Genomic DNA, 22,968 nt, shown 5'->3' on the forward strand with positions numbered 1-22,968 from the left:
CGCTGATGTGAGTCGAGGGTGAGTTCGATGCCTGACAGCACGCAGTAGCGCACTGAGCCGAGCCCAAGACATGGCTGCGAGTCAACTCGCTAGGTGCTTGAGGAAGTCGGTTACAAACTTTTCGACCTCCTCCTTCGTCGTGCTGTCCTCGACGCACAGGCGGTCCACGTCCCTTACACCGGCGTGCTTGAACAACCGATCCCGGCTACGGTCAGCGGAGGCACGGCCCTTGTGGTGCGGACCGTCGATCTCGATGACACCGGCTCGTCCGCGATACGTGATCAGGAAGTCCGGTTCGAAAGTGTGTCCTGGTACTCGTAGCGCACCAAGAGGCATGACCCCGATGGTGTCGTTGTCCGGCAGGGCTGCCTGCCGCTCCTTGAGCAGCTGGTAGACGCGGTGCTCCCACTCGTTCGTGAAGTGGAGACCGTCCTCGGTTGGGTGCCGGGGCTCCAGCCGGATCTTGCGGGCCTGGTTCGTCTGGCGCCCACCCTTGAGCTCACGGGCCAACTGTTCCCGCCAGTTCGATCCAACCCTGGGGATGACCTCTCGGACCGAGACATCCTCGATGTTCCGCCCACAGCCAGCCCCGACGGCCTCGAACGCCGACCTGATGTGGTTCAGGAGGTAACCGGAGTTGGGCAGGAGGCGCGGCTCCAGTTCCATGATGACCTCCTGGTATTCCCTCTCGTAGGAGAAGGACATGGAGTCCTCGTGGACGGTGTGTCTCTCGATCCAGACGTTTGTCACGTCCAGCATTAGGGCGGCCGCCTCCCTGTATCCGCGCTGCACCAGCAGCACAGATGCGGCACCGATCACCTCGTCATCCGTCATCTCGATACGAGAGCGCACCTCTTCACCCATGGGTAGAAGTGTCGCACCGCCCACCGACAACGGACATAGCGCGCCCGTCAGTTGGGGAGGCCCGATACATGCTCACCGGTGATCAAAGAAGGCGAGGCACTGACATGGGTGCTGGGTCGCCAGCGGGAGTGGCGACCCCCGCTTTAGGAGAGAGGCTGGGTGAAGCTTCCCCTTGATGTTGGACACCTGGAGACTGGGACGTGAGGTTCCAGAGGAAGTAGTGCCAGGTGGGAAACAAGAGCAACCGCAGTAGGCGGTACACGGAGGAGTTCAAGCGGGACGCGGTCGCTCTGGTCCGCTCCTCCGGCAGGACCGTCACCGAGGTGGCCCGGGAACTCGGCGTCAGCGCCGAGGGGCTGCGCAACTGGGTCAGGCAGGACCAGGTCGACCAGGGCCAGGGGGCACCGGGCGAGCTGACGACGGCCGAGCGGGAGGAGCTGCGTCGGCTGCGCAAGTTGGCCCGTGAGCAGGCCGAGACGATCGAGGTGCTGCGAAAAGCGGCGGTCTTCTTCGCGAAGGAGAGCGATCGGTGAACGACGTGTACGTGTTCATCGAAGCGGAGAAGACCACCCATGGTGTTGCTCTCTTGTGCCGGCTGCTGAAGGTTGCCCGGTCCTCGTTCTACGCCTGGCGGGCCGGCGAGCAGGCCCGCGCCGCCCGCCAGGCCGCCGACGACGCCCTGGCCCACGAGATCACCGTGCTGCACATCGCCTCCAGACACGCATACGGAGTGCCGCGCATCCACGCCGCACTGCGCAGGTCGGGCAGGCGGATCAACCGCAAGCGCGTGGAGCGGATCATGCGTGAGCGCGACATCGCCGGGATCACCCGGCGCAAACGCCGTTCACTGACCCGCCCGGCGAAGAAGGCGGTGCCCGCTGCGGATCTGATCGGCCGCGACTTCACGGCGAGCGCGCCGGGCGAGAAGCTGGTCGGCGACATCACCTTCATCGCCACCGAGGAGGGCTGGCTCTACCTGGCGACCTGGCTGGACCTGGCGACCCGCGAGATCGTCGGCTACTCGATGGCCGGCCACCACCGGGCGTCCCTGGTCGTCGACGCGCTGGCGATGGCCGCCGGCCGCGGTCGGCTCCAGCCGGGCTGCATCGTGCACTCGGATCGCGGCAGTGAGTACACGTCCGAGGAACTCCGGCGGGAGATAGGCCGGTTGAAGCTGCGGCAGAGCATGGGCCGGACCGGCTCGTGCTTCGATAATGCCGTCGCCGAGTCGTTCTTCGCAGTACTGAAGGAAGAGATCGGCACCCGCCGCTGGCCCGACCGAGCCACCGCCCGCGCCGAGATCTTCACCTTTATCGAGACCTTCTACAACCGCAAGCGGCTACGGAAGCACCCGCACTGGGGCTACCTGACCCCGCTGGAGATCCGGCAGCGGCACGAGCAAGGACATGCCCTCGCGGCGTAAGCATCGAGTGTCCAACGTCACGGGGAAAGTCCAGGGAGGCCGTGCCGTTGACCTGGGGCTTTGCTGCCTGGTGAGGCGGCTGCAAACTCGACCACGAGACACCCTCGTTGACCGTGGCTGACCGCTGCATCTGGCACGGTTGTGGCACGAACCTCAGCCAACGACAGTCAGCCACGTTGTTGGGTGCGTCGGCCGACTAGGCGCGTGTGTGTCTCGCTGCGCCCCACCGCTCTCCACCACCTTGCCAGTGCCGTCGACCAGGGCAAGCCGCAACGGCCGGCACGTGCTAACGGTGCCTGAGTCCTCAGCTTGGGAAGCTCACATGTTCTGGGGGCGGCTTGCCTGCTGATCTGCGGAGGAGTGGTCTCGGTGATTGATCGGTTGCTGAATCAGTTCTCCCTATCGGTAGTCTCGTTGCCCGAGAGGTCGGAGCGGATTTCGGCGAGTTCGGATTCCAGCTGCTTGATTCGCGTTCGCAATTTCTGTGATTTAGTCGCTTCATGCGAACTGGATTCGTTTTCGAAGGAGTCTTCCGGCCTCTGTCTCCGCAGAGTATCCATGACAATATTCATCTCTTCTCTGGTCAGCCTTACGTGGACCTGTTCCCCTCTCCTTCTGGCTGAGTGTTGCAGATTATCCAGAACGGTGCCGACCTTCCTCGCCTTATGGCGAGCTTGCCTTCTTTCTTCCATGGACAGGTGTGGCGCATTTTCTGCATTCATTCTTGACTCTGCGTGCAGCGCGTCAATTACTTCCAAGTAAGCCTTGTCGGGCAGGGTGTAAATATGCGTCGCTGGCAACGGTCCGACAAGAGCTTCTGCCTGAGCGACCGTCGACTCGCTGACGGAGACTCCCAAGGCTTCCTTCGCGATCTGCAGGAAGCGACCAAGTTGCAGGATCAAGAAGTCTGCGTCGCAGCGCTCCTTGAACTCGGCTACCAGCTCAGGGCGTGCCCCGACGATTAGTCCGGCCTCCTTTCTGACCCAGTCCTCCTTGGCGTCGTTCGTAACGAATAGTAGAGGGTCGCTGTCTTTCTCGGACTCGACGAGTAGTTGCTCCCATACGAAGAAATCGCCGTGTGCATTTTCGGTTTTCCCTGCATCCTTGTAACCGGGTGGAATTTTATCGGTAGCCCTGCGTTGCGCTTCGACTAGATGCCTTGCTGCTTCCTCTTCGGTGAAGCCGACACCGGTCTGGCCGTCCAGGATTTCACCGAGAGACAAAAGTACCGGGTCCGAGTCGATAATCCGTTCCAGCGTGAGATCGAAGCTATTGCGGTGCTTGCCGATCTCGGCGTTGACCTGTTGGAAGGCGTGCTCAATGGGTTTGGTGAGTTGCTCTTTTTCTGTATTGCTGATTGAGCAGCGTTTGGCGAAAGCATAAAGCTCTTGCAGAGCTTTCTTTTTTTGTTCTTCCAGCGCCTCTGGAACTGATTCATAAAGAGCGAGGTGCTCCTTTACGGCCGAAACTCTCCTGGCGTAGTATTCTTGAGCAACTTGATGGCTTACCCAAAGTCGCTTGCGCAAATGGCGAAGTACTACCAGCAGCTCTTCGCGTGCCGAAGGGGTAAAGCGATAAAGTTCGAGCAACACATTCGTATCCACCGAAATTCGGTAGTTTTTGACTGCGTGCCTGTAGTCGCTAGATGGGCGACGCCAATGACCATCGAATGAGCTGAGGAAAGTTGACATTCGCCCCCCTTGTAGCGGATCTGGATGAGTAGGGTACCGAATTTCGTTGGCCCTGGGGTTCGCTTTGATCGAGCCAGGTTCTAGCGTCTGCCCCAAGGTTTCCAGCCTCCCCTTAGAACTCGTAACACGATCTTGTTGAATTGTCCTGGTCGGGCGTGACCGATCTGACGATTTGACCGTTCGGGAGGGTGTGAGTACCCGGCCGTGGAGCGTGGACGACGACTTGTGGGCACTGATCGAACCGCTGCTGCCGCCCTGGCCGGAGAAGGCACCGGGGCCTCAGCCGGTGGCGGACCGGCTCTGCCTGCAGGGCATCCTCTACGTGCTCCACAACGACATAGCCTGGCAACTCCTGCCGCTGGAGCTGGGATTCGGATCCGGACAGACCTGCTGGCGGCGCCTGGACCGCTGGCAAAAGGCAGGCGTCTTCGACCAGCTGCACCGCATCCTGCTGGCCGAACTGAACGCGGCCGGCGAACTCGACTGGTCTCGCGCGTGCGTGGACGGCTCCCACATCCGCGCGAAAAAGGGGGTGCCGACACCGGTCCGTCGCCGGCCGACCGGCGCAAGACGGGCAGCAAACACCACCTGATCTGCGACGGACACGGCACCCCGCTCAAGGTCCTCACCACCGCGGCCAACGTCAACGACGTCACCCAGACCCTCGCCCTGGTCGACGGCATCCCGCCCGTGGCCGGCCGCCCCGGCCGTCCGCGCCGCCGTCCCGAGGCCCTGCTCGGCGACAAGGGCTACGACTCCAACCCGAACCGCGAAGAGCTCCGCAAGCGCCGCATCCTGCCGGTCATCTCCCGCAAGGGCGCCCCCAACATCAAGGGCCTGGGCAAGCTCCGGTACGTCGTCGAGCAGACCTTCGCCCTGCTCCACCAGTTCAAACGACTGGCCGTCCGCTGGGAACGCCGCACCGAACTCCACGACGCTTTCGTCTCCCTGGCCTGCAGCCTGATCTGCTGGAGACGCCTCAAGAAGGCCCGACCATGATCGTGTTACGAGCTCTTAGGGCTCCGTGCAGGGGCGTGTGGGCCATGCGTGGGTCAGAGGGCTTGGTGTGGGCCTGTGTAGGTCCCTGACCAGGAGGGGCGGGGCGCGAGCGGGACAGTCTTGAAAACCGTCGTGGCAGCGATGTCACCGTGGGTTCAAATCCCACCGCCTCCGCGCTGAGAACAGCGGAAACGGCCCCTGACCTGGGAAGTCGGTCGGGGGCCGTTCGCCTGCCCGGATTCCGTGGCTGCCCGGTGTTCCCCGTGGTTTCCCGCTCGATCGGGCACGGAAGGGGCACGGGCAACTTCTGATCCGTAGCTCTATGTGGATCGGTCGGTGGCGGTCATACCGGTTGCGCTGAGGTCCTGTAAGTGCGTTGCCGACCGAGGGCGGTTGCTGTGGTTGCTGTACTTCACTGCTGTACAGCTCCTGTTGTCGGGCGGTCGGCCCTTCGGCCTAGGCTGCGCCTATGTGGAAAGAAGCTGCTGCCGAAGCCTTGCCCGAGGTCGAGTTCCGCGCACCCGTTGACGCGACTGCTCTAGCCGAGGCGGAGCGGCGCCTTGGCCGAGGCTTGCCGGCGCAGCTGACTGCTCTGCTGATGGAGACCAACGGGATGGTCGGCGAGTACGGGACTGACGTCGTATGGTCCCTGGATCGGATTGTGGAGCAGAACCTGCTGTTCTGGTCCCCCGATACGTTCCCCGGCCTGTACATGCCCTTCGATCCGCTGCTGTTCTTCGGCGACAACGGAGGGGGCGATCAGTTCGCCTTCGTGCTGACGCCTGAGCGTCCGGACATCTTCGTCTGGGACCACGAAAATGACAGTCGGCTGTGGGCTGCGCGCGAGCTGGAGGACTACCTGCACCGTTCTCTCGCAGGCGATGGCGACTGGTACCGGTAGCCACCCTCTATGTCCCTAGTTTGGAAGACGCCGTATGCGGATCGGTGTTGACCTGCGATGCCGCTGACCTGCGTGGGAGTGCCGAACCCTCCGTGGTTCCCCGCTCGTCGCCCGCTGATCGGGCACGCCAGGGGCACGCGAAGCCCGCGTTGCTCTGCCTTGGGCGGCCCGAGACAGGCGGTCCGCGATCTGGCAACCTGCCTCCGTGAGGATGACCTGGGCTGACTTCTGGACACTGATAGATACCTTGGGCGGCGAAGCCAGCGAGGCGAGCTGTCGACGCCTTGCCGAGGAGTTGGGTCGTCGTCCCGTCGCGGACATCATCGGCTTCGCCGAGCGCCATGCCGAGGCTCTCTATCGGCTGGATCAGGAGAAGTTCGGCTCTCTGCCCGTCGCCGACCTGACAGATCGAGACGGGAGTCCCTTCCCTCAGTCGGCCGATCAGTTCCTGTACACCCGCTGCGTGGTGGTCGCTGCCGGCCGAGCCGTCTGGGAAGACGTGTTCTTCGACGTCGACAAGTTCGCGCCGTTCACCTCCACCCGGCACGACGGCGAGTGGTTGCTCTACGTGCCGGATCAGGCGTACGAACTGGCTACTGGCCGGGAGTGGGATCGCTCGACGCGATACTGCTTCGAGACCTTCTCCAACAAGGACGGCTGGCCGCACCTCCAGTGCTGAGGTCGGCGTAGCGGCTTTGGACTGGAGTCTCAATCGTCGAGTCAAGCTCCCTCGAGCGCGGTCAGTAGCCGAAGAAGTGACGGGCCGGGTCTCTGACCTGCGGCCGTGTAATTGATCAACGTTGCGACCTGCGGCTTAGCTGTCGATGGTTGTCAATGTTGGTCGTCGTTGAGCGCCCTTTGACGGCCCCGAGACGGCCCCGGTTTCCGTGCACGCCAGTCCCGAAAACCGTCGTGGCAGCGATGTCACCGTGGGTTCAAATCCCACACCCACCGCAGATGACCGGCCCCTGACCAGCCAGCTTGGTCGGGGGCCGTGTTCGTGCTCGTGCACCGTGATCACCCGCTGTTCCCTTGGCTCCCCGGCAGATCGGGCACGCGCCGCCGACCGACTCAGCTGTGATCGATCCACTCACTGAGTCTGATCCTCACTTCGTAGTTGTAATCGGTGTGCCAGACGACCTTGCCACTGACCTGAGCTCCCAGTGCTGGAAGGCTTGCACCGGGCGGCATGGAGCCGATATCTGCCAGCCCGAGCGCGTTGGGCACATCGTCGATACGAATGAAGACCCCGAAGGGCTGGCAGTCGACGACCTGACCCGTGATGCGGGTGCCTACGGGGAGCGCGGCAACAGTTGCTGGCCACTCTTGGCGGATCTGCTCAAGGGACGGATCGTTGGGCTGGTCGTATTCGGTCATGAGCCGATCATGTCAGGGGATGACGTGCGGGAGGGCGGTGGATTCTCAGTGGCTGAGTCAAGCCAGGTCGCCTCGTCCGACGGTTGAGCGGGCGCTGGCCGGCCACGGGGTTGATCCTGTGGCCTCATCCTTATCAGGTCGATCACGGGTAGCTGACGGCATCTATCAACTCGCTTGCGGCCTCGAATGATCGTCCGCCTAGAGCCGGGAATGACCGCTGCTGTCCGCGCTTGTTGGTGTCAGGTGTCAGGGCACCTCTTGACAGATCGACCCGAGTCAGTTTTCGCCGTGTCCGGGTGCCGTGAGATCCACCCATATCCAAGGCTTGCGGTGCCACGTACGCACTTCGCCTATGACGAGGTTAATGGTCCTCCCCACAGGCGGCAGCTCCTGAGCGAGTCGCTTCACACCAGGTTCGCTCTTGCGGCGAATCAGGTCCAGTGAGGCGCCCACGGGTTCGTAGTCGTTGAGTTCCGCCATGAGGCCCCATGGCTCGTGACTGGTGATCGTTGCTTGGACGGTCTCGCCCTGACGAAGCTCGCTGAGGGGACGCCTCGACTCATCTGCCATGGCGGCATCATCCCGCTTCAACCCACCACTCTCCCCAGCTCCCATCCCGTCCGCCGTCGACCCACACACCGTGGAGCGGGCGTGGTTCAGGGGCGTCCAGGTGGAGCGCGCCACTGTACGAACGACCTTGACGCCCTGGGCCGCGTCTGCTCGGCTCTGCCTGGGTCGGCGGTGGACGGGATGGGAGCTCCCGCGCACACTCCTACGGGCCCGCGGCCGGGAACGGTGCCCCCTCCATCCCGGTGCCGGCCGATCCCCCGCCGGAGGCATCATCTTGTGGCCGCGGATGACGTCCCGCCCTTGCCCGTTTGCACGCAGCGCGCCGCCGGGCGGGGCCGCCGCTGGCGAAGACAGGGCGGCGGCCCCGCCGACAAGGCGGCGCGCGCCCGCGCCGTGCGCGGGCCTTGAACCAGTAGAGAAGGTTGTAACTCAGTGAGATTCAGACGCCGGTTGGCCTGTCCGGTCGTCTGGATGCTGTGATCCTGCGTGCTTGTTCTGCGGCGCGCTGAAGTGCCTGGGCTACCTGGTCGGCGTCGTCGGCGCTCAGCAGGATCTCTTGTGTCCAGAGGAGCGAGAGCCTGACCGTGCCATCCTGAAGATGTACGGCTACGTCGACTTCTGTGCCGTGGCCTGCTGCGTCCCGGACTTCGTTCAGGCCTGGGTCGCTTGCGAACGCGCTCATGCTCCGATGTTCCACAGCGGGGCGTCGTACTGGTCCGGTCGGCTGTGAATGAGGAGCCGGCGTAGCTCGTCGCGCTGGGAGCCGCTGAGGTTCAGGGCCTCGGTGATGTGGCGGAACGTCGTATGGGTGACCCCGCGGGTTCGGGCCTCACTCTGGAACTGATCGAGCCGAGACAGTACGTCGTCGGGGTTCAGCTTCGTCGGTGGCCGCTCAGTGAGCCATGCTGCCTTGTTGCGTTCGTAGTCGATTTCCGAGAAGCCGCAGATCTCGCGGCTGTGGGCCTCGGCCTGGTCCAGGGTGGCGGTCGTCATGATGGCGCGGGCCAGGCTGTTGCGGCTCACTGCGTTGTCCAGGTCGACTTCGTGGACCGTGGGTCCTTCGTCGGTGAGGGGGACGGGGAGGCGGGTGTCGCGCACCTCGCAGATGCCGCGGGCTCCTCGGGCTGTTGCGGCGAGCATGGCGGTGGCCTCTGAGGGGTGCCATTCCAGGATGCTGCCGATCGTCTCCACGTCCTTGGCCGTGAAGGTGTGGACGAGGGCGCCGAGCAGGGGGCGCAGGTCATCGGGGGAGATTTCGCCGTCCAGCCCGGGACCTGCGACCAGCAATCGGATCGGGGCGTTGACCTGGCAGCAGGCGGCGAGTGCGAGGGCGTCGGCGAGTGGGCTCTTGAGGGTGGGTTCGTCGCCCTGGGCGAGGATGTCTCCGCCGACGTCCAGCAGATCGATCGACGTGGGGATCAAGTGGTCTACCAGCTCTTCCAGTTGGCGGGTGATGCCCTCGGCACCGTGGTGTGGGTCGAGCAGGGTCAGTGTGTGCGGGAGTTCTGCCGCGAGGCGGGGGAGGGTGGAGCCTGCCGAGGCGATCGGTTGGGCTTCGGTCGGCACCAACCAGAGGCAGCAATTCGAAGACCAGGGATGGGATCGGCTCGCCGCCGACGACAAGTGGGAGGAATATGGGCTCGTCTTCTCCTCGGCCGTGGGCAAGCCGCTGGACGCGGCCAACGTCCGCCGTGCCTTCCGCCAGGCGCTCAAGGGCATCGATGGGATCAACGCCGACGAGTGGACGCCCCGGGAGCTCCGGCACAGCTTCGTGTCCCTGCTGTCCGACCGCGGCGTGCCGCTGGAAGTGATCTCCCGGCTCGTCGGGCACTCCGGGACGGCCGTGACCGAGGAGGTCTACCGGAAGCAGATCCGACCCGTGATTCAGACCGGCGCCGTGGTCATGGACGGGATCTTCGGCGCTGATACGCAGCGGCCTTAGACACGCGGGAACCGGTAGTCACGCAGATAGACACGCACAAAGCAGGTCGCCCAGGCTACTCACGTGAGTAGCCTGGGCGACCTGGTGTATCTCTGTCGGGGTGGCGGGATTTGAACCCACGACCTCTTCGTCCCGAATGAGGTCCGGTTGCTGAGCTCGCCAGGACGGATGGCGTTTTCCCTGGTCAGAGCGTCGGGCTGTCGTGGTCTCGAGTGGTCTCGAAGGGGCTCGGAGAGCGAGTCGGCTCCCCGATGGCTCCCAGGAGGACCCCCATCCGCCACCTCAGACTGGTCGGCGCCGACGGACTGGCGATCCGCCTTCTGGCGTGCGTGCACTGGGGCGGTCGACGGCGTGCGTGCCCTGGGGCGGTCGACACAGATGAGACCTACACATTACGAGGGCTGGTGGGGGTGTGCCGGGCGGTTCCGGACGGTGCTCCACTGCCCGGATCTGCCTGGTCGGAGCCCGTGACAGGTGTCGCGCGGTCTTCTCTGTGATGCCCTGTGCGGCACCGTCCGCTCACGCACAGCAGGCCGCTGAGCAGCATGTGGGTCAGATCTGCCCGAGGTCGATCTCCACCGGGAACGGAGCCGTGACCTTGACGACGCCGGTGAACACGTCACCCTCCCGGTATGTCTTCGTCGCAGGGTCGAGCACGTACGTGTACACCAGAGGAACGCCTGTCGCGGCCTGCTCGATCCGCCAGTAGAAGCCGATGCCTGCCTTGGCGTACTGATCGACCTTCACGATCCGGTCGGTGGTCTCCGAGCCCGGTGACACCACCTCCGCCGCCAGCAGCACGTGCTCGGGCCGGGTGGGCGTGACGTCGATCGTGTCCGCGCGGTACACCACGACGTCCGGGCGGCGATTGGTCAGCGGGACGTCTTGGAGCCGGACGTCGAAGTCGGTGTCCGCGTTCCAGTCCGGCCCCGCGGCGGCATCCAGGGCGTTCGCCAGAATCCGAGCCAGCCGGTTGTGCCGCTTGGACGCACTCGGGCTCACGACGACCATCCCGTCAACGATCTCGATGCCGGCGCACTGCTCCTCGGACCAGGACTCGTACTCCTCCGCCGTGATCTGCTCGTGCATCCACGCCGGGGCCACCATCTCGGCCGTCATGAAGCACCTCCCGGACACTGTGCGGCGGGCCCGATCCCGCTCGGTTCAGCGTACTGTCTCCGGCCCGTCGGGCACTCTGCCTCAAGGCTGTCGGACATTAGCAACATGCGTGCCGGCCTTGTGGCCGACGCCCCTCAGGAGCTGCGCCGCTGCTCAGCGGCGGCCTGCTCTGCCTCGCCGCTAGCCTGCGGGAGCGCCACCAGGTGCTCGGTACCCGGTGGCGGCGCCTGGACGCCGGCCGGCAGGCCCTGCTCGCCCTGGCTCACCTGCAGTGCGGCCACACCTACGCCCAGTTCGCGGCTGGCTTCGCCATTGGCACCACCACCGCGTACCACTACGTCGCCGAGGCCGTGGATGTCCTGGCGGTCTTCGCCCCGACCCTCACTGAGGCGATGAAGACCGCTTCCACCAAGGTGTTCGTCATCCTGGACGGCACGCTGCTGCCAATCGACCGGATCGCGGCGGACCGGCCCTTCTACTCCGGGAAACACAAGAAGCATGGCATGAACCTGCAGGTCATCTCCGATCCGGCGGGACGGCTGCTGTGGGCATCACCCGCGCTTCCCGGAGCGATCCACGACATCAAGGCCGCGCGAACCCACGGCATCATCAACGCCCTGGAAGAAGCCGGCGTGGAGTGCTGGGCCGATAAGGGCTACCGGGGAGCCGGCGGCACCGTGCGAGTGCCCTATTGGGGGCGCTGGGAGAAGCTGTCCGCAGGTCAGCAGGCCGTCAACCGCGCGCACACGAAGATTCGCGCACTCGTCGAACAGGCCATGGCCACCCTCAAGACCTGGTGGATCCTGCGCAAACTGCGCTGCTCCACCATCCACATCACGAGCCTCGTCCAGGCCATCCTCACCCTGCACACCGCGCAGGCTGGAAAGGCTCAGTGCGAGTGAGGTGACTCCAATAACGCCGACGGCGCCTGTCCTCGCCTTCCTTGTGGAGAACCGGGACCTGCCTCCGATGAGTTTCGGTCACGGGAGTGGTCAAACTTCCGAAACGACTGTGAGGAGTGATCCCGAGTGGACTTGTACAGCGTCATGTGCGTGAGTGACCGGATCAAGGCACTGGAGTGGTTCGAGGCGTTCTTCGGGCGTCCGGCGGACGAGATCATCGGCGAGGAGTACCTGTGGCAGCTCGGTGAGAATGCGTGGGTCGTCGTCGACGATCGGGACGTGCGCGCCGAGCGAGTAGGCGGAGCCATGATCACGCTCGGCGTGAACGACCTCGACGACATCCTGGCCCGACTCGCCGCACACGGGATCGACCACGAACCGGTCGAGACCTACAGCAACGGCGTGCGCCACGTTGTCGTGCTGGACCCGGACGGGAACAGCCTGTCGCTCGCCGAGGCACCCACCCGGTGAGCCTTTCCCAACCTGCGCGGTGTGCCGGGTCACACTGCACCTGCCTGCTCAAATTGAGGTTGGAAAACGCTCACTGTTACGCACGGCTTCTATGAGATCCGAGGGGTGAGATTCCCCTCGGCTGCTCGGCATCTTCTGGCTCAGGCAACACACCCATTGCCGATCCTCGCCTGCTAGATCATGCCGCCGCACTCCTTCACCGTCACCCGTCTGTCGACCGTTCCCGACCCTTGCACCCGACCCGAAAAGCGTCGTCAGCTCGGCTTCGGCACACCGACCGCACGATGCGGGGACGTCGGCGTGGAGCGCTCTGAATCTGCCGCGAAGAGGCAAGCGGACGTCATGCTTCGGCTGAGTCCGACTTGCCGTGCGAGCAGGCCGACGTCGATCCGTGCGCACCCGGCGCGACGCTGCGCCTCCACAGCGGCCACAACGCGCAGAATTGCCCACCGAGGCGGTCGACGCGGGGTCATCGCGCGCCCACTTCGAGCGAGATCGACGTTGCCCAGTTGCGGACATCCTCAACGTCTCTCGCCAACTGCCCCACAAGGTCCTCGACGTCACGAAACCGACGTTGCGAGCGGAGTCGGTTCACGAGATGGACCGATATTTCCCGGTCGTACAGCTCGATCTCCACGTCGAGGAGATGGGCTTCGAGGAGTCGTTGGCCGTGGCGGCCGTAGAAGGTGGTTCTCCGTCCGATGGAGACCGCAGCAGGCCAGTGTCGGCCGTCATCCTCCGTGACAACTACGGCGGACCAGACACCGTCGAGGCGAGCGCTGGTCGCCATGGTGAGGTTGGCGGTGGGAAAACCCAGCAGTCGTCCGCGGGCATCGCCGTGTTGGACGACGCCGGTGACGACCTGGTCGTGCGACTGAAGGCTTTCGACCGAGAACGGCCGGCTCGCTGTCAGGCGCCCGGCCGGGCTCTGCCGAGTTGTCTGCAGCAATGGAATCCTCCTTGGTGCGGTCAGGGGCCACATCAGTGGCATCACATATGAACCGATCGGCGGCTCGCCTGTAGGGACCCTCGCCAGCTTGCTTGATGTCCTGAAGCATTCGACCCGGGCGTCTCTCTCAGCGCCAGTTCGGCCTGCTCCCACGTCTGAAAGCCCTCGTAGAAGATGACATCGATTCCTGTCTCGACCCGGTAGAGATTCGCACGGCGAATCGCCTCGTCGATACCTCCACCCGCAGCACCGAATCCGCCGGTGCGCGCGACGATCACGAATTCGGGATCCAGGCGGTCGCGAGCGTCAACAGCCGTATTCAGCCGCCCGGTCGCCTCCGCGCCGGAGATGCGGCGCGGAGGCGGTGTGCTCGACTCCGTTACGCGGCGTCGACTGCGGGAGGAGATGCGAGCTCGCGGAATGTCGAACCGTGCCAGACGAGCGGCTCGTTCTCACCGGCACCGAGACGGTGTGCTTCGAGCAGCACCATCCAGTGGTCGCCGGCTTCCGAGACGGCGGAGATGGAGCAGTCGAGCCACAACGCCGCATTGTCGATGAATACCGCACCGTCATCGCTCACTTCGATCGCGACCTGTTCGAATCGCGCAGCGCGATCCTTATGGGCGAGCTGTCGGGTGAGACCGCCCTGCCCCTTTCCGAAGATCGAGACGCCGAGGCGGCCCGCCTTCGAGATCTGCTCCCACGTCACGGACGCCTTCTGCACCGCGACGGCGACGAGGCACGGTTCGAGGGAGACGCCGACCATGAAGGACGATGCGACGAGCGCGTGCTTCTCGCCGTCGATGTCGGCCGCGAGCACGGCCACGCCCGACGGGAACTGTGCGAACGCGTCGCGTACGGCTCGAGGGTCCCCGACGATCTCGCGCACCTTGCTCACCGACCCGACCTCCTGCTCTACGACGGTCACTGGACTCACACCCTCTCCACGTTCGCGGCGTCCTCGGGCAGCACCGAGTCCAGCTCGGGAGCGAGGTGCACCATCTGGTCGCGGAATGACTCGCTCGCGTTGTGAAACACGCGCATCTCGCCGTCCTTCGTCAGGGCCTCGGCCTGTTCGACCCATGCCTCGGGCGTGGCCGCCGCAGCATCGACGCGCTCCATGCCCGCGATGACCACACGGCCCGCCGCGACACCCGCGATCTCGAACGTGTCGGCGTACGTCGTGGTGTCCTGGTGGGCGAGGTAGGTCACGAAGGCCGACACTGCCTCCGGCGGGACGTTCTCCTTCATGGCCTCCTGCACGACGGGGTTCGGGAACGCGTCCTGCGTCATCGGCGTCCAGGCCACGGGCATGAGCGTCGTGACCTGCACGCCGACCTCGCGCGCCTCGGCCGCGAGACCGATGCTCAGGCCCCACACCGCGGCCTTGGCGGCGGAGTAGGCCGAGTCGAGCGGCACACCCATGAGGCCGTTCGAGGAGATGTTGATCAGGCGACCCGTGCCCGAGGCGATGAGGTGCGGCATCGCGGCGCGCGACACCTCGACGACGCCCTTGACCGTGACGTCGAAGACGCGCCACCACGTGTCGCGGTCCATCTCCCAGAACGTGCCGAACGCGTTGATGCCCGCGTTGTTCACGACGATGTCGAGCCGGCCGTACGCGTCGATCGCGGTCTGCACGATGGCCTCCGCGCCGGTGACGACGTTGTTGATGTCGACCACGGCGGTACCGCCGTCAGCGATGATCTCGGCAACGGCCGAGGCGGCGTTGTCCGCGTTGAGGTCGTTCACGACGACGCGCGCGCCGCGCGAGGCGAGCATCTTGGCGTGCGCGCGACCCATGCCCTGGCCTGCGCCGGTGACGATTGCGACGCGGCCGCCGAAGTCGAGGTTCTGTGCAGTCATGTCCGTGCTTCTCCTGAGAAGTTCTGCCGTGTCTGTGCGGGGCCGCTCCTGCGGCCCCGGGGCGGGCCGTCTACTTGCCCGCGAGGTAGCCGCCGTCGACCGGCAGCGTCACGCCCGTGACCATCCGCGCCTGGTCGGAGCAGAGCCACACGACGGCGTCGGCCTGGTCCTCCGGCTCGGCCAGCACTCCCATCGGGATGCCCGCCAGGATGCTGTTCCTGAACTCCTGGCCGGGGTTCTGCTCGAAGGCGTTCAGCATCATCGGGGTGGCCGTGGAGCCGGGGGCGAGTGCGTTGACCCGGATGCCCTTGGGCGCGTAGTCCATGGCGACGTTCCGGGTCATGCCGACCACGCCGAACTTGGCTGCGGTGTAGGGCGCGTTGTAGGCGATGCCGATCAGCCCGGCGCCGGAGGCGGTGTTGACGATCGACCCGCCCCCGTTCTCCTCCATCGCGCGCACCTCGTGCTTCAGGCAGTAGAAGACGCTGTAGAGGCTGACCTTCATCACGCGGTCCCAGACCGCGCTGTCCATGTCGCCGATCGGCGCGAAGACACCGTTGGTGCCCGCGTTGTTGAACGCGAAGTCCAGCTTCCCGAAGGCGGACACCGTCGCGTCGACGAGCGCCTCGACCTGCGCCTCGTCGCTGACGTCGCAGCGCAGGAACGCCGCGGTGCCGCCCTCCTCCTCGATCTTCGCGACCGTCTCGGTACCGGCCGTCTCGTCGATGTCCGAGACCATCACGGAGGCCCGGGCCCGGGCCAGGGCGACCGCGGCCGCCTGCCCGATGCCAGACCCTGCGCCGGTCACCAGACCGGCCTTGCCACTCATCGAGCTCGCCACGAATCAGACTCCCTTGTCAGATCGGCTGCGGCGACGCGGGGGCGCCGCCAGGGTCCGCCCGGCCGGGGGCAGGGGTCCCGGCCGAGCGATCCGTGGGTCGTCAGTACGTCTCTCCTGCGTGCGCGCTGCTCTCGTAGTCGCGCTGCGCGTCCTTCGGGAGGTACTTCTCCTCGATGCGACGCACCTCCTCGGAGGAGGGACGGCCGAACATGGCGCCCCAGCCGATGTCGTACTTCGTCCCGGCGTCGCCGTTCACCTTCTGGAGGTACTCGGGGAAGCCCGTCGCCTCGCCGCTCTCGATGGCGTCGACCATGAAGTGGTAGACCTCGCGGACCCCGGGCAGGAAGACGGGCAGCGACTGCACCGCCTGCCCCATCGCCGTCATCTCGGCGACCGTCCTGGTCCCGATCATCGGGACACCGACGACGTATGCGGGGCCAGGCGTCTCCTTGAGGGCGATCTCGGCCTGCTCCCACGTGTGGAAGCCCTCGTAGAAGATGACGTCGGCGCCGGTCTCGGCCTTGTAGAGCTGCGCGCGGCGGATCGCCTCCTCGAGGCCGCCGCCGGCCGCCCCGTACCCGTCGGTGCGCGCGACAATGACGAAGTCCTCGTCGAGCTTGTCACGCGCGTCGCACGCGGCGTTCAGCCGACCGATCGCCTCGACGTCGGAGACGAGCTCGACGCCGGCGACACCGCCCGACTTCTTCGGCTCGCGCTGGTCCTCGATGTGGATGCCGGCGACACCGGCGTCGATGAACTCGAGCACCGTGCGCTGCACGTTGAGGGGCGCACCGTAGCCGGTGTCGCCGTCGCAGTAGATCGGGATGTCGGCAGCGCGCGCCGTGCGGCGCGCGAGGTCGACGACCTCGGTCATGGCGAGCCAGCCGACGTCGGAAATGCCCTGCCACCAGGCCGACACCCCGCCGGAGAGCTGGAACGCGCCGAAGCCCGCGTGCTGCGCCATCTGGGCGTGGATCGGGACCGAGCCGAGCGGCAGCAGCTCGGTCTTCTCGCTCTCGAAGACCGCGCGCAGCGCCTTGCCGGGAGAGGTCAGGCTCACGCTGCGGCCCCCTCGGCGGTGTTGAAGCCGACGGTGACGACGATGTAGACGCAGTCCTCGTCGTAGGGGTTCTTCCAGGCGTGGGGCACGCCGGCCATGACGAGCAGGTCGCCGGGCACGAGGGTGCGCTTCTTGCCGCCCGGGAGCACCAGGTCGACCTTGCCGGAGATGACGACCTCGTAGTCGATGGTGTCGCTGGCGTGCATCCCGGCGTCGCCGTCGTCCTCGGTCGCGGACATGCTCTCGTCGAGGGTCGAGGCGTCGACCTCGCCCGACGAGTGCGCAGGGAAGCTGCTGACGCCGAACGTGGACCCGTTCGGCCCGGCCAGGGAGACCTTGGCGGGCGGCGCCCCGAAGGAGGACTTGCTGTGGCCGCCTTCGACGGCCCAGTAGAACGCACCTGCGGACACGCCGGGGAAGTCGAACTCGGCGGCAGGGCCCACGTCGAGGAAGTCGACGTCGCCGGACTCGGTCGGGCCCGCGACGACGAGTCGAAACTGCTTGGGGTCAGGGAACGTCATCTGCCTTCACTCCTTTGTGAACGGTCGGACGTCAGGCGCGCAGGCCCGCGTCGCGCATGAGCGGGAAGATCTGCTCGTTCATCCGGTCGAGGCCCTCGTCGTAGTCGACGAGGCCGGTGCAGATGCCCGTGATGCCCGAGTCCTGCAGCTTCTGGAGCCCGTCGACGATCATCTCGGGCGTGCCCACGAGCGGAACGAGACCGGCCCGGAAGAACGTCTTGATGCTCTCGTCCTGCTTCGGGTCCTCGGACTTCTTGTAGTGATCCCAGCTCCACCCGCGGGAGTCGCCGTTCTGGATGATGTGCTTGTAGCGGAGGGCGCTCTCGTAGTCGCCCTTCTCCTCGACGTACTCGAGGTACTCCCGCGCTTCCTTCTCCGTGTCCTTGCAGATGATGTGCACACCGGCCCACAGGCCGAGGTCCTCACGCCCGGCCGCGTCGGCGTTCTCGCGCAGCTTCGGCGTCACCGACTGGCTGTGCTCGACGCTGCCGATCGCCGCGAACAAGATGTTGGCGTGCTTGAACGCGAACTGCTGACCGGCAGGGCTGGAGCCCGCGCTCATCACCATCGGCCCGGGCGTCTGAACGGGCTTGGGCCACGACTGCGCACCCTGGAGCTGGAAGAAGTCCCCGTCGAAGTCGAACTGGTAGTCGTCTTCGACTGCCCAGAGCCGCTCGACGATGGTCATCCACTCGTCGGCGAGCTCATAGCGCGTGTCGTGCTCGGGCACCTCGACGCCGAACATGTGGTATTCGGGCTTGAAGTAGCCGGCTGTGGCGTTCAGGCCCATGCGGCCGCCGCTGATGTGGTCGACGGTGGCCATCATCTTCGCCGCCATCACCGGGTGGATGAAGGGGACGAGGCAGGTGGCGAAGATCTGTATGTTCTGCGTGGCTGCTGCCAGACCTGCGGCCCACGTGAACGTCTCGAACTGCCGGCCCCACGGGCGGTCGGGGCCCGAGAGACCCTGCCAGCGGGCGATGGGGATGAACCCGTCGACACCGTAGCGGTCGGCCTTCTGCGCGAGACCTTGGATCTCGCCCCAGTTGCCGAGCTTGATCGTGTTCTCGGCGAGGTTGAGACCGCCCTGGCCGGTCGTCACATTCGCGCCGAAAATCGCGACCTTGAACTTGTTCGGGCCACCTATCATGGGCCGCTGAGAACGTTCGACTGTGTGATCAGCGACGAAATCACGCGGTGCGACATTCTGCGTCATTGGTTTTCTCCATATCGTTGTGGCTCTGAGATACCGAAGAGCACCTGGGGCAGATCGGGTCGCGTGAACAAGGGTTCGGTTGTCGCGATCGCGGGCAGCGTGCCGACCGGACGCGCCCGATTGTGATTGCGCTCTCCACTGGGTGTATGGCGAGCCGCATTCTTGGCCTACTGGTTGCAGCCAATTGTGATGGCGGCGTATACGCGATCCGCGTCGTCGTGGTTTTTCCAGACGTGCGCGATGTCGCCTATGACGAGCAACGATGATGACCCTGCCGCTGAGGGTGATCTCGTACGTTGGGGGTGCTCCCCGGATCTCCTTCGATGGCGGTGCGTCGGCTTCTCCGCCGACCCCCGTTGACGCATGACGCTAAGAGCGGGCAGCACCGGACCGTCATAGCAAGAGACGCCATCAGCGCGGGAAAGCGCGCCACAGCGCCTCCCCTTGCCGATTGGTGGCGCAAGATGTAAAGCTGCTGGCGTTACTTCAGATGCCTGGCGGTGCTCCAGCCACCGCAGCGCTTCCGGAGCGGCACCCCATCGCCTCGACGAAGAGGAGAGAAATGCGTTCTGCAACCGTTCCTCCCGGCAGCCGAGCGAACATGCCTTGCGGTGGAACGACACCTGGGCCGGCTTCGCCGGGACCCCTTGGCCGGCCGGCTCCCCACCGCGGCAGGTGGACGCGGCTTCCTCAGAGGGTTCCTGGACACGCCGGGCCGCCTCCATGCGTCGGCGGCGAAAGAGCGCAGCGATGAAGCTGAGCTCGTATCAGAACTTGCGCGTGCCGAACTTCAGTGTTCACAACCTGCGCCAGGTACTCGAGGAGGCGGATCTCGACTGGCGAACTGCGCTCGCGAATGCGGAGATCGACCCCAACGCGCTGACCCGACCGGGAAGCACTATTCCCGCAAGGAAGGAGCTGGCCTTCCAGCTTCAGTTCGTCGCTCTCACAAGAGATCGCGTCGATCTTTGGGTGCGAGCCTCGCGCGCTTACGCGACGAGCACCTACGGCGCTCGCGGAATGGCCCTCGCGACCGCACCGACCGTTGCGGCGTGGACAGAAGTTGCCAGCGCGACTGATAACGCCCCTGGGCTCCTCGAGATCACGCCTCTCCGGGCACCGGATGGGAGGGTGACGGGAATCGAATTCACCTACCCGGACGCCCCGGAGGAGTTGATCCCGTTCAGCGTCTACCGCGATCTCTGTACCGCCACCCCCTCTCTCGCGTGGCTGTACGGCGGCACTTTCCCCTTCACCCGCATCGAAGTCCCTCTCGCGGAAATCTCGCCCGAGGCTTTGACGTACGTCTCCTGCGCCATCGACTGCTGTGCCGAGGCGTTGCGGCTGTGGTGGGACCCTGCGATATCAACAGAGGAGCTCCCCTTCGGCAACGCCTTCCAGCACGAGGCATGGGTCAAGGCGGATGCCCAGATCATCGACTCGTTCCGGGCGACTGGCGACTGGCCCCACACTGTCGCGAAAGCCATAAGGGCCGCACCCAATCTCAACCGCACATTGGCAAATGTGGCCGCGACGCTGCGAGTCTCTCCACGCACCCTGCAACGCAAGCTTGAACTCACGGGCGACGACTTCGCCCGGGTACGGGACGAGACTTTGAGTGACCTGGCCTGCGATCTGCTCTCGCATACAGATCACTCTGTAGCGGAAATATCCCGCAAGCTGGGCTACACGGATCCGGCCAGCTTCACGATGGCCTTCAAGCGGTGGAGGGGGATGCCTCCGACGGCGTTCAGGGAGGCTTCTCGCTACGAAGACAAGGAATCCTGGACATCAGCACACTGAACGGCCCCGCCGTTGCTGGTGATTACCTGCGGTGTCGGCGGTGCTGGTCGACAGCGATGGAGACAGGTCCGAGCGGGGCAGCGTAGGGCAGTGAGTCCGTGGCCCGGGTGCTGTGCGGGGAGATCACCGTCACGTTGGCGGGCAGGTCGGCCATGCGTCGCAGACGCCAGACGAGGACGTCGCTGGCGGACTCGGCGGTATGCAGTTCGCGCTGGGCGACGGCTTTATGCAGCAGCGCTCGTGGGTCGTGGCCGGCCTGGTAGGCGTGCGTGATGGTGACCGCCAGGGCGGGCCAGCCCGGTTCGCCGAGCACCCGCTCGGCGATCTGTGGCGCGGTGGTGCACAGAAGGGTGGCGGACCAGTTGCGTACGGGCTGGGCCAGGCGCAGGCCCTGGGCTCGCAGGCGGGCCATCGATTCCTCGCTGGCCGCTGCGTACGCGGCCTGGAGGTGGGTGGCTGCCTGGCGGGCAGCTGCGGCTTGCTGGGCGTGCTGGCGCTGGGCGTGCCAGTGTGCGGCGGCGAGGGCGAGGAAGAAGAGCGTGTCGATCACCATGGCGGTGGTGGCGCTGTCCTCGCCCCGGCCGAGTGCCGGGCCGCTGTGGACCAGGTCCCGGGCTGTGCGTCGTAGCTGCTGGCTGTGGCGGAACTCCGCTCGGGTGTGGGAGCGGGAGGCCCGTTCGAACGCCCAGGCCGCTTCGCGTAGCTGCTGGCGGGTGTGAAGGGCGGAGGTCTTGGCGAGGACGTCGAGGACCTCGCCGGTGGCGGTGATCTGCGCTGCCACGGCGCCGTCGTCGCCGTGGTCGATGACGAGCAGGGCCGCCCATGCCGCGTGTGTGGCGGTGCGCCGCGCGGCGGACGGCGCGGACCGCTGCGGGGGATGGGCGCTGTCCGGCGCCGCCGCGACATCAGTCGCGTCGAACCGATCCCGGATGCGGGGCAGGGACAGGTCGGGGGCGAGCGTCGAGCCCGCGTAGAAGACCGGTTCGCCGTCCTTGTTGCGATCGCCGGGCATCGCGACGGTGTAGCCGCGCAGGTCACCGGAGGGCAGCACGCTGGTGCGGACCAGAAGCCCGGCGGCCTTCAGCCGGTCGAAGAACTCGGCCTCGGTGGCGGCGCCGGCCACCGCGCGGCGGACGGTCTCGCGCAGCTCCTCCCGCACGGTGCGCTCCCTGCCCTGGCGCTCGGCCTTGTGGCGTTCGGCGCTGGTGGGCCGCTTGGCGGCGGTGCCGTCACCAGGGGTGACGCGGTGCAGGCCGTACTCGGCTTCGATGAGGCGGGCCTCGGCCTGGGCGCGCTTGCCGGAGCGGTGGTGGTCGGGGCGGCGGCCGTCCTCCCGGACGAGGGTGGCGATGATGTGGATGTGGTCGGTGGCGTGGCGGACGGCGGCCCAGCGGCAGCCGGCGCCGTCGCCGGGGTCGATGCCGGTGGCGGCGACCATGCGGCGGGCGATCTCGGCCCACTGCTCGTCGGACAGGATCGGGTCGTCGGGGGCGGCGCGCACGGAACAGTGCCAGACGTGCTTGTCGGGACGCTGGTCCGCAGCGAGGAGGGACAGGGGCTGGTCGAGGAGATGCTGGAGGTCCTTCTTCGTCGCCGAGAGGTCGCGGCCGGGGTCGGGGGCCATGGTGTCGAAGGAGGCGACCAGGTGCGGGTCGATGTGCTCCTCGTGGGTGCCCCTGCCGTACAGGTAGTGCAGGAGGCCGAGGGTGTTGCTGCCCTGCTGGTGGATCCGGGGGATCAAGCCGCCTCGTCCTCCCGCCGGTTGGTGATCCTGTCGGCCGCCCGCTGGACGGCCTGCGCGGCGCGTCGCAGACCGTCGAGAGCGGCGGCGAAGTGCGGTGCGTCAGCATCGGAGTTGAGGGCCTTGGCGATCTGGTTGACGTTGCTGCCGGCCCAGCCGAGTTGGCGGCGTACGCCGAACAGCGCGGTCAGGACATCGCGCTCGGTGGCGATGGCGGCCGCGGTGCGGGACTGGTCACGGGCGGTGGCCAGGGCGGAGTAGGCCAAAAACCCGGCCACGCTCATGCCGACGTGCTCGGCGCCGGATCGGATGATGGCGAGTTCGTGCTCGTTGAGGCGGACGCTGTGGGCGGGGCGCTGCTTCCTGTCGCGCGGACGCGACTTCCCCTTCCTGGCCCTGGCCTTGTGGCCGGCCCTGCCCGGCTGCGGTCCGCCCTCGGTCGCAGCCTTCCCACTGTTCCGGCCCGGCGGCGGCGTCCGCCAGAGCTTCGGCGACGGCCGCCTCCAGCGGCTCCTCGCCTTCGCTGCCCAGCGACTCCACCTCATCCGGGGCCAGCGAGGCCCACCCTCAGGCCGGTTCCGCGACGAGCTCGCCCCACCAGGGGCTGGACAGCAGAGCGCCGGGGGAGTGGCCGGTCGCGGGGAGGAGATGTCGGCGTAACAGTTCGTCGCGCAGAGCGGCAGAACGCCCCACGGCATCGGCCTTCCGGTTT

General features: G+C 66.2%; 23 protein-coding genes and 2 pseudogenes. 9 read left to right on the top strand and 16 right to left on the bottom strand.

Annotated elements, in window-relative coordinates; all coding sequences use genetic code 11:
- Positions 1 to 81: 81 nt before the first annotated feature.
- The gene (locus OHB56_RS23135; protein WP_406355430.1) at positions 82 to 864 is read right to left on the bottom strand and encodes a hypothetical protein; all 783 of its coding nucleotides are present in this window, start codon (positions 862 to 864) and stop codon (positions 82 to 84) included.
- 227 nt (positions 865 to 1,091) lie between these two features.
- On the opposite strand from OHB56_RS23135, the gene OHB56_RS23140 reads away from it, so the two are divergent.
- Together OHB56_RS23140 and OHB56_RS23145 are read left to right on the top strand one after the other, a co-directional pair.
- The gene (locus tag OHB56_RS23140) at positions 1,092 to 1,397 is read left to right on the top strand and encodes a transposase (RefSeq protein ID WP_381677622.1); all 306 of its coding nucleotides are present in this window, start codon (positions 1,092 to 1,094) and stop codon (positions 1,395 to 1,397) included.
- Positions 1,394 to 2,287 (top strand): IS3 family transposase, encoded by an 894-nt coding sequence (locus OHB56_RS23145; protein ID WP_055593155.1) that lies wholly within the window; start codon positions 1,394 to 1,396, stop codon positions 2,285 to 2,287. The genes OHB56_RS23140 and OHB56_RS23145 overlap by 4 nt, the downstream gene beginning before the upstream one ends.
- 389 nt (positions 2,288 to 2,676) lie before the next feature.
- Here the strand turns inward: OHB56_RS23145 and OHB56_RS23150 are convergent, their stop codons facing one another.
- Entirely contained in the window at positions 2,677 to 3,891 is a 1,215-nt protein-coding gene (locus OHB56_RS23150) for a PIN-like domain-containing protein (protein ID WP_406355431.1), read from the bottom strand.
- A 298-nt stretch (positions 3,892 to 4,189) separates the two neighbouring features.
- Between OHB56_RS23150 and OHB56_RS23155 the strand changes: the two genes are divergently transcribed.
- From OHB56_RS23155 to OHB56_RS23165, 3 genes are all read left to right on the top strand, one after another.
- Positions 4,190 to 4,977, top strand: a protein-coding gene (locus tag OHB56_RS23155) for an IS5 family transposase (protein ID WP_406359198.1) whose coding sequence is annotated in 2 segments (ribosomal slippage) — positions 4,190 to 4,501 and positions 4,504 to 4,977 — 786 coding nt in all. Because the reading frame shifts where the segments join, the coding sequence is not laid out codon by codon here.
- 469 nt (positions 4,978 to 5,446) lie between these two features.
- Positions 5,447 to 5,878 carry an SMI1/KNR4 family protein gene (locus OHB56_RS23160; protein WP_362100699.1) on the top strand — a complete coding sequence of 144 codons (432 nt, stop codon included), beginning with the start codon at positions 5,447 to 5,449 and terminating at the stop codon, positions 5,876 to 5,878.
- Between the two features lie 211 nt (positions 5,879 to 6,089).
- Entirely contained in the window at positions 6,090 to 6,557 is a 468-nt protein-coding gene (locus OHB56_RS23165) for a DUF4240 domain-containing protein (RefSeq protein WP_406359199.1), read from the top strand.
- A gap of 392 nt (positions 6,558 to 6,949) precedes the next feature.
- Here OHB56_RS23165 and OHB56_RS23170 read toward each other — a convergent pair whose 3' ends face one another.
- The 3 genes and pseudogenes from OHB56_RS23170 to OHB56_RS23180 all read right to left on the bottom strand — a co-directional run.
- Complete coding sequence (locus tag OHB56_RS23170) at positions 6,950 to 7,255, bottom strand: hypothetical protein (RefSeq protein ID WP_406355433.1); 306 nt, start codon at positions 7,253 to 7,255, stop codon at positions 6,950 to 6,952.
- Between the two features lie 1,009 nt (positions 7,256 to 8,264).
- Positions 8,265 to 8,507, bottom strand: a complete 243-nt coding sequence (locus OHB56_RS23175; protein WP_406355435.1) for a hypothetical protein — start codon at positions 8,505 to 8,507, stop codon at positions 8,265 to 8,267.
- A pseudogene (locus OHB56_RS23180) lies at positions 8,504 to 9,400 on the bottom strand (DUF1152 domain-containing protein); the annotation flags it as partial. The pseudogene OHB56_RS23180 and the gene OHB56_RS23175, both read right to left, overlap by 4 nt.
- 1 nt (position 9,401) lies before the next feature.
- Between OHB56_RS23180 and OHB56_RS23185 the strand changes: the two are divergent.
- A pseudogene (locus OHB56_RS23185) lies at positions 9,402 to 9,767 on the top strand (tyrosine-type recombinase/integrase); the annotation flags it as partial.
- Between the two features lie 552 nt (positions 9,768 to 10,319).
- On the opposite strand, the gene OHB56_RS23190 reads toward OHB56_RS23185, so the two are convergent.
- A complete protein-coding gene (locus OHB56_RS23190; protein WP_055628263.1) occupies positions 10,320 to 10,886 on the bottom strand; it encodes a Uma2 family endonuclease in 567 nt (188 codons plus the stop codon).
- A 149-nt stretch (positions 10,887 to 11,035) separates the two neighbouring features.
- On the opposite strand from OHB56_RS23190, the gene OHB56_RS23195 reads away from it, so the two are divergent.
- Both OHB56_RS23195 and OHB56_RS23200 read left to right on the top strand, forming a co-directional pair.
- Positions 11,036 to 11,788: a transposase family protein gene (locus OHB56_RS23195; RefSeq protein WP_326757102.1), complete on the top strand. Its 753-nt coding sequence runs from the start codon at positions 11,036 to 11,038 to the stop codon at positions 11,786 to 11,788.
- A gap of 126 nt (positions 11,789 to 11,914) precedes the next feature.
- The gene (locus OHB56_RS23200; RefSeq protein ID WP_406355437.1) at positions 11,915 to 12,259 is read left to right on the top strand and encodes a VOC family protein; all 345 of its coding nucleotides are present in this window, start codon (positions 11,915 to 11,917) and stop codon (positions 12,257 to 12,259) included.
- A 469-nt stretch (positions 12,260 to 12,728) separates the two neighbouring features.
- Here the strand turns inward: OHB56_RS23200 and OHB56_RS23205 are convergent, their stop codons facing one another.
- From OHB56_RS23205 to OHB56_RS23240, 8 genes are all read right to left on the bottom strand, one after another.
- Positions 12,729 to 13,208 carry a riboflavin kinase gene (locus OHB56_RS23205; protein ID WP_406355438.1) on the bottom strand — a complete coding sequence of 160 codons (480 nt, stop codon included), beginning with the start codon at positions 13,206 to 13,208 and terminating at the stop codon, positions 12,729 to 12,731.
- A 41-nt stretch (positions 13,209 to 13,249) separates the two neighbouring features.
- Positions 13,250 to 13,486, bottom strand: a complete 237-nt coding sequence (locus OHB56_RS23210) for a hypothetical protein (protein ID WP_406355440.1) — start codon at positions 13,484 to 13,486, stop codon at positions 13,250 to 13,252.
- Positions 13,487 to 13,587: 101 nt separating this feature from the next.
- Complete coding sequence (locus tag OHB56_RS23215; protein WP_202280787.1) at positions 13,588 to 14,106, bottom strand: flavin reductase family protein; 519 nt, start codon at positions 14,104 to 14,106, stop codon at positions 13,588 to 13,590.
- A 35-nt stretch (positions 14,107 to 14,141) separates the two neighbouring features.
- Entirely contained in the window at positions 14,142 to 15,074 is a 933-nt protein-coding gene (locus tag OHB56_RS23220) for an SDR family NAD(P)-dependent oxidoreductase (RefSeq protein ID WP_406355442.1), read from the bottom strand.
- Between the two features lie 70 nt (positions 15,075 to 15,144).
- The gene (locus OHB56_RS23225) at positions 15,145 to 15,915 is read right to left on the bottom strand and encodes an SDR family NAD(P)-dependent oxidoreductase (RefSeq protein ID WP_406355443.1); all 771 of its coding nucleotides are present in this window, start codon (positions 15,913 to 15,915) and stop codon (positions 15,145 to 15,147) included.
- A gap of 100 nt (positions 15,916 to 16,015) precedes the next feature.
- A complete protein-coding gene (locus OHB56_RS23230; protein WP_406355445.1) occupies positions 16,016 to 16,975 on the bottom strand; it encodes an oxaloacetate decarboxylase in 960 nt (319 codons plus the stop codon).
- Positions 16,972 to 17,496: a cupin domain-containing protein gene (locus OHB56_RS23235; protein ID WP_326753957.1), complete on the bottom strand. Its 525-nt coding sequence runs from the start codon at positions 17,494 to 17,496 to the stop codon at positions 16,972 to 16,974. Before OHB56_RS23235 ends, OHB56_RS23230 begins: the two co-directional genes overlap by 4 nt.
- 31 nt (positions 17,497 to 17,527) lie before the next feature.
- A complete protein-coding gene (locus OHB56_RS23240; protein WP_406355447.1) occupies positions 17,528 to 18,646 on the bottom strand; it encodes an LLM class flavin-dependent oxidoreductase in 1,119 nt (372 codons plus the stop codon).
- A gap of 816 nt (positions 18,647 to 19,462) precedes the next feature.
- Here OHB56_RS23240 and OHB56_RS23245 point away from each other — a divergent pair.
- Entirely contained in the window at positions 19,463 to 20,515 is a 1,053-nt protein-coding gene (locus tag OHB56_RS23245) for a helix-turn-helix domain-containing protein (RefSeq protein WP_326753959.1), read from the top strand.
- Between the two features lie 22 nt (positions 20,516 to 20,537).
- Here OHB56_RS23245 and OHB56_RS23250 read toward each other — a convergent pair whose 3' ends face one another.
- Positions 20,538 to 22,256: a relaxase/mobilization nuclease domain-containing protein gene (locus tag OHB56_RS23250; RefSeq protein WP_406355449.1), complete on the bottom strand. Its 1,719-nt coding sequence runs from the start codon at positions 22,254 to 22,256 to the stop codon at positions 20,538 to 20,540.
- Entirely contained in the window at positions 22,253 to 22,801 is a 549-nt protein-coding gene (locus tag OHB56_RS23255) for a mobilization protein (RefSeq protein WP_406355450.1), read from the bottom strand. The genes OHB56_RS23250 and OHB56_RS23255 overlap by 4 nt, the downstream gene beginning before the upstream one ends.
- Positions 22,802 to 22,968: the final 167 nt, after the last annotated feature.

It is taken from the genome of Streptomyces sp. NBC_01635 (assembly GCF_045209715.1).
GTDB lineage: Bacteria > Actinomycetota > Actinomycetes > Streptomycetales > Streptomycetaceae > Streptomyces > Streptomyces hirsutus.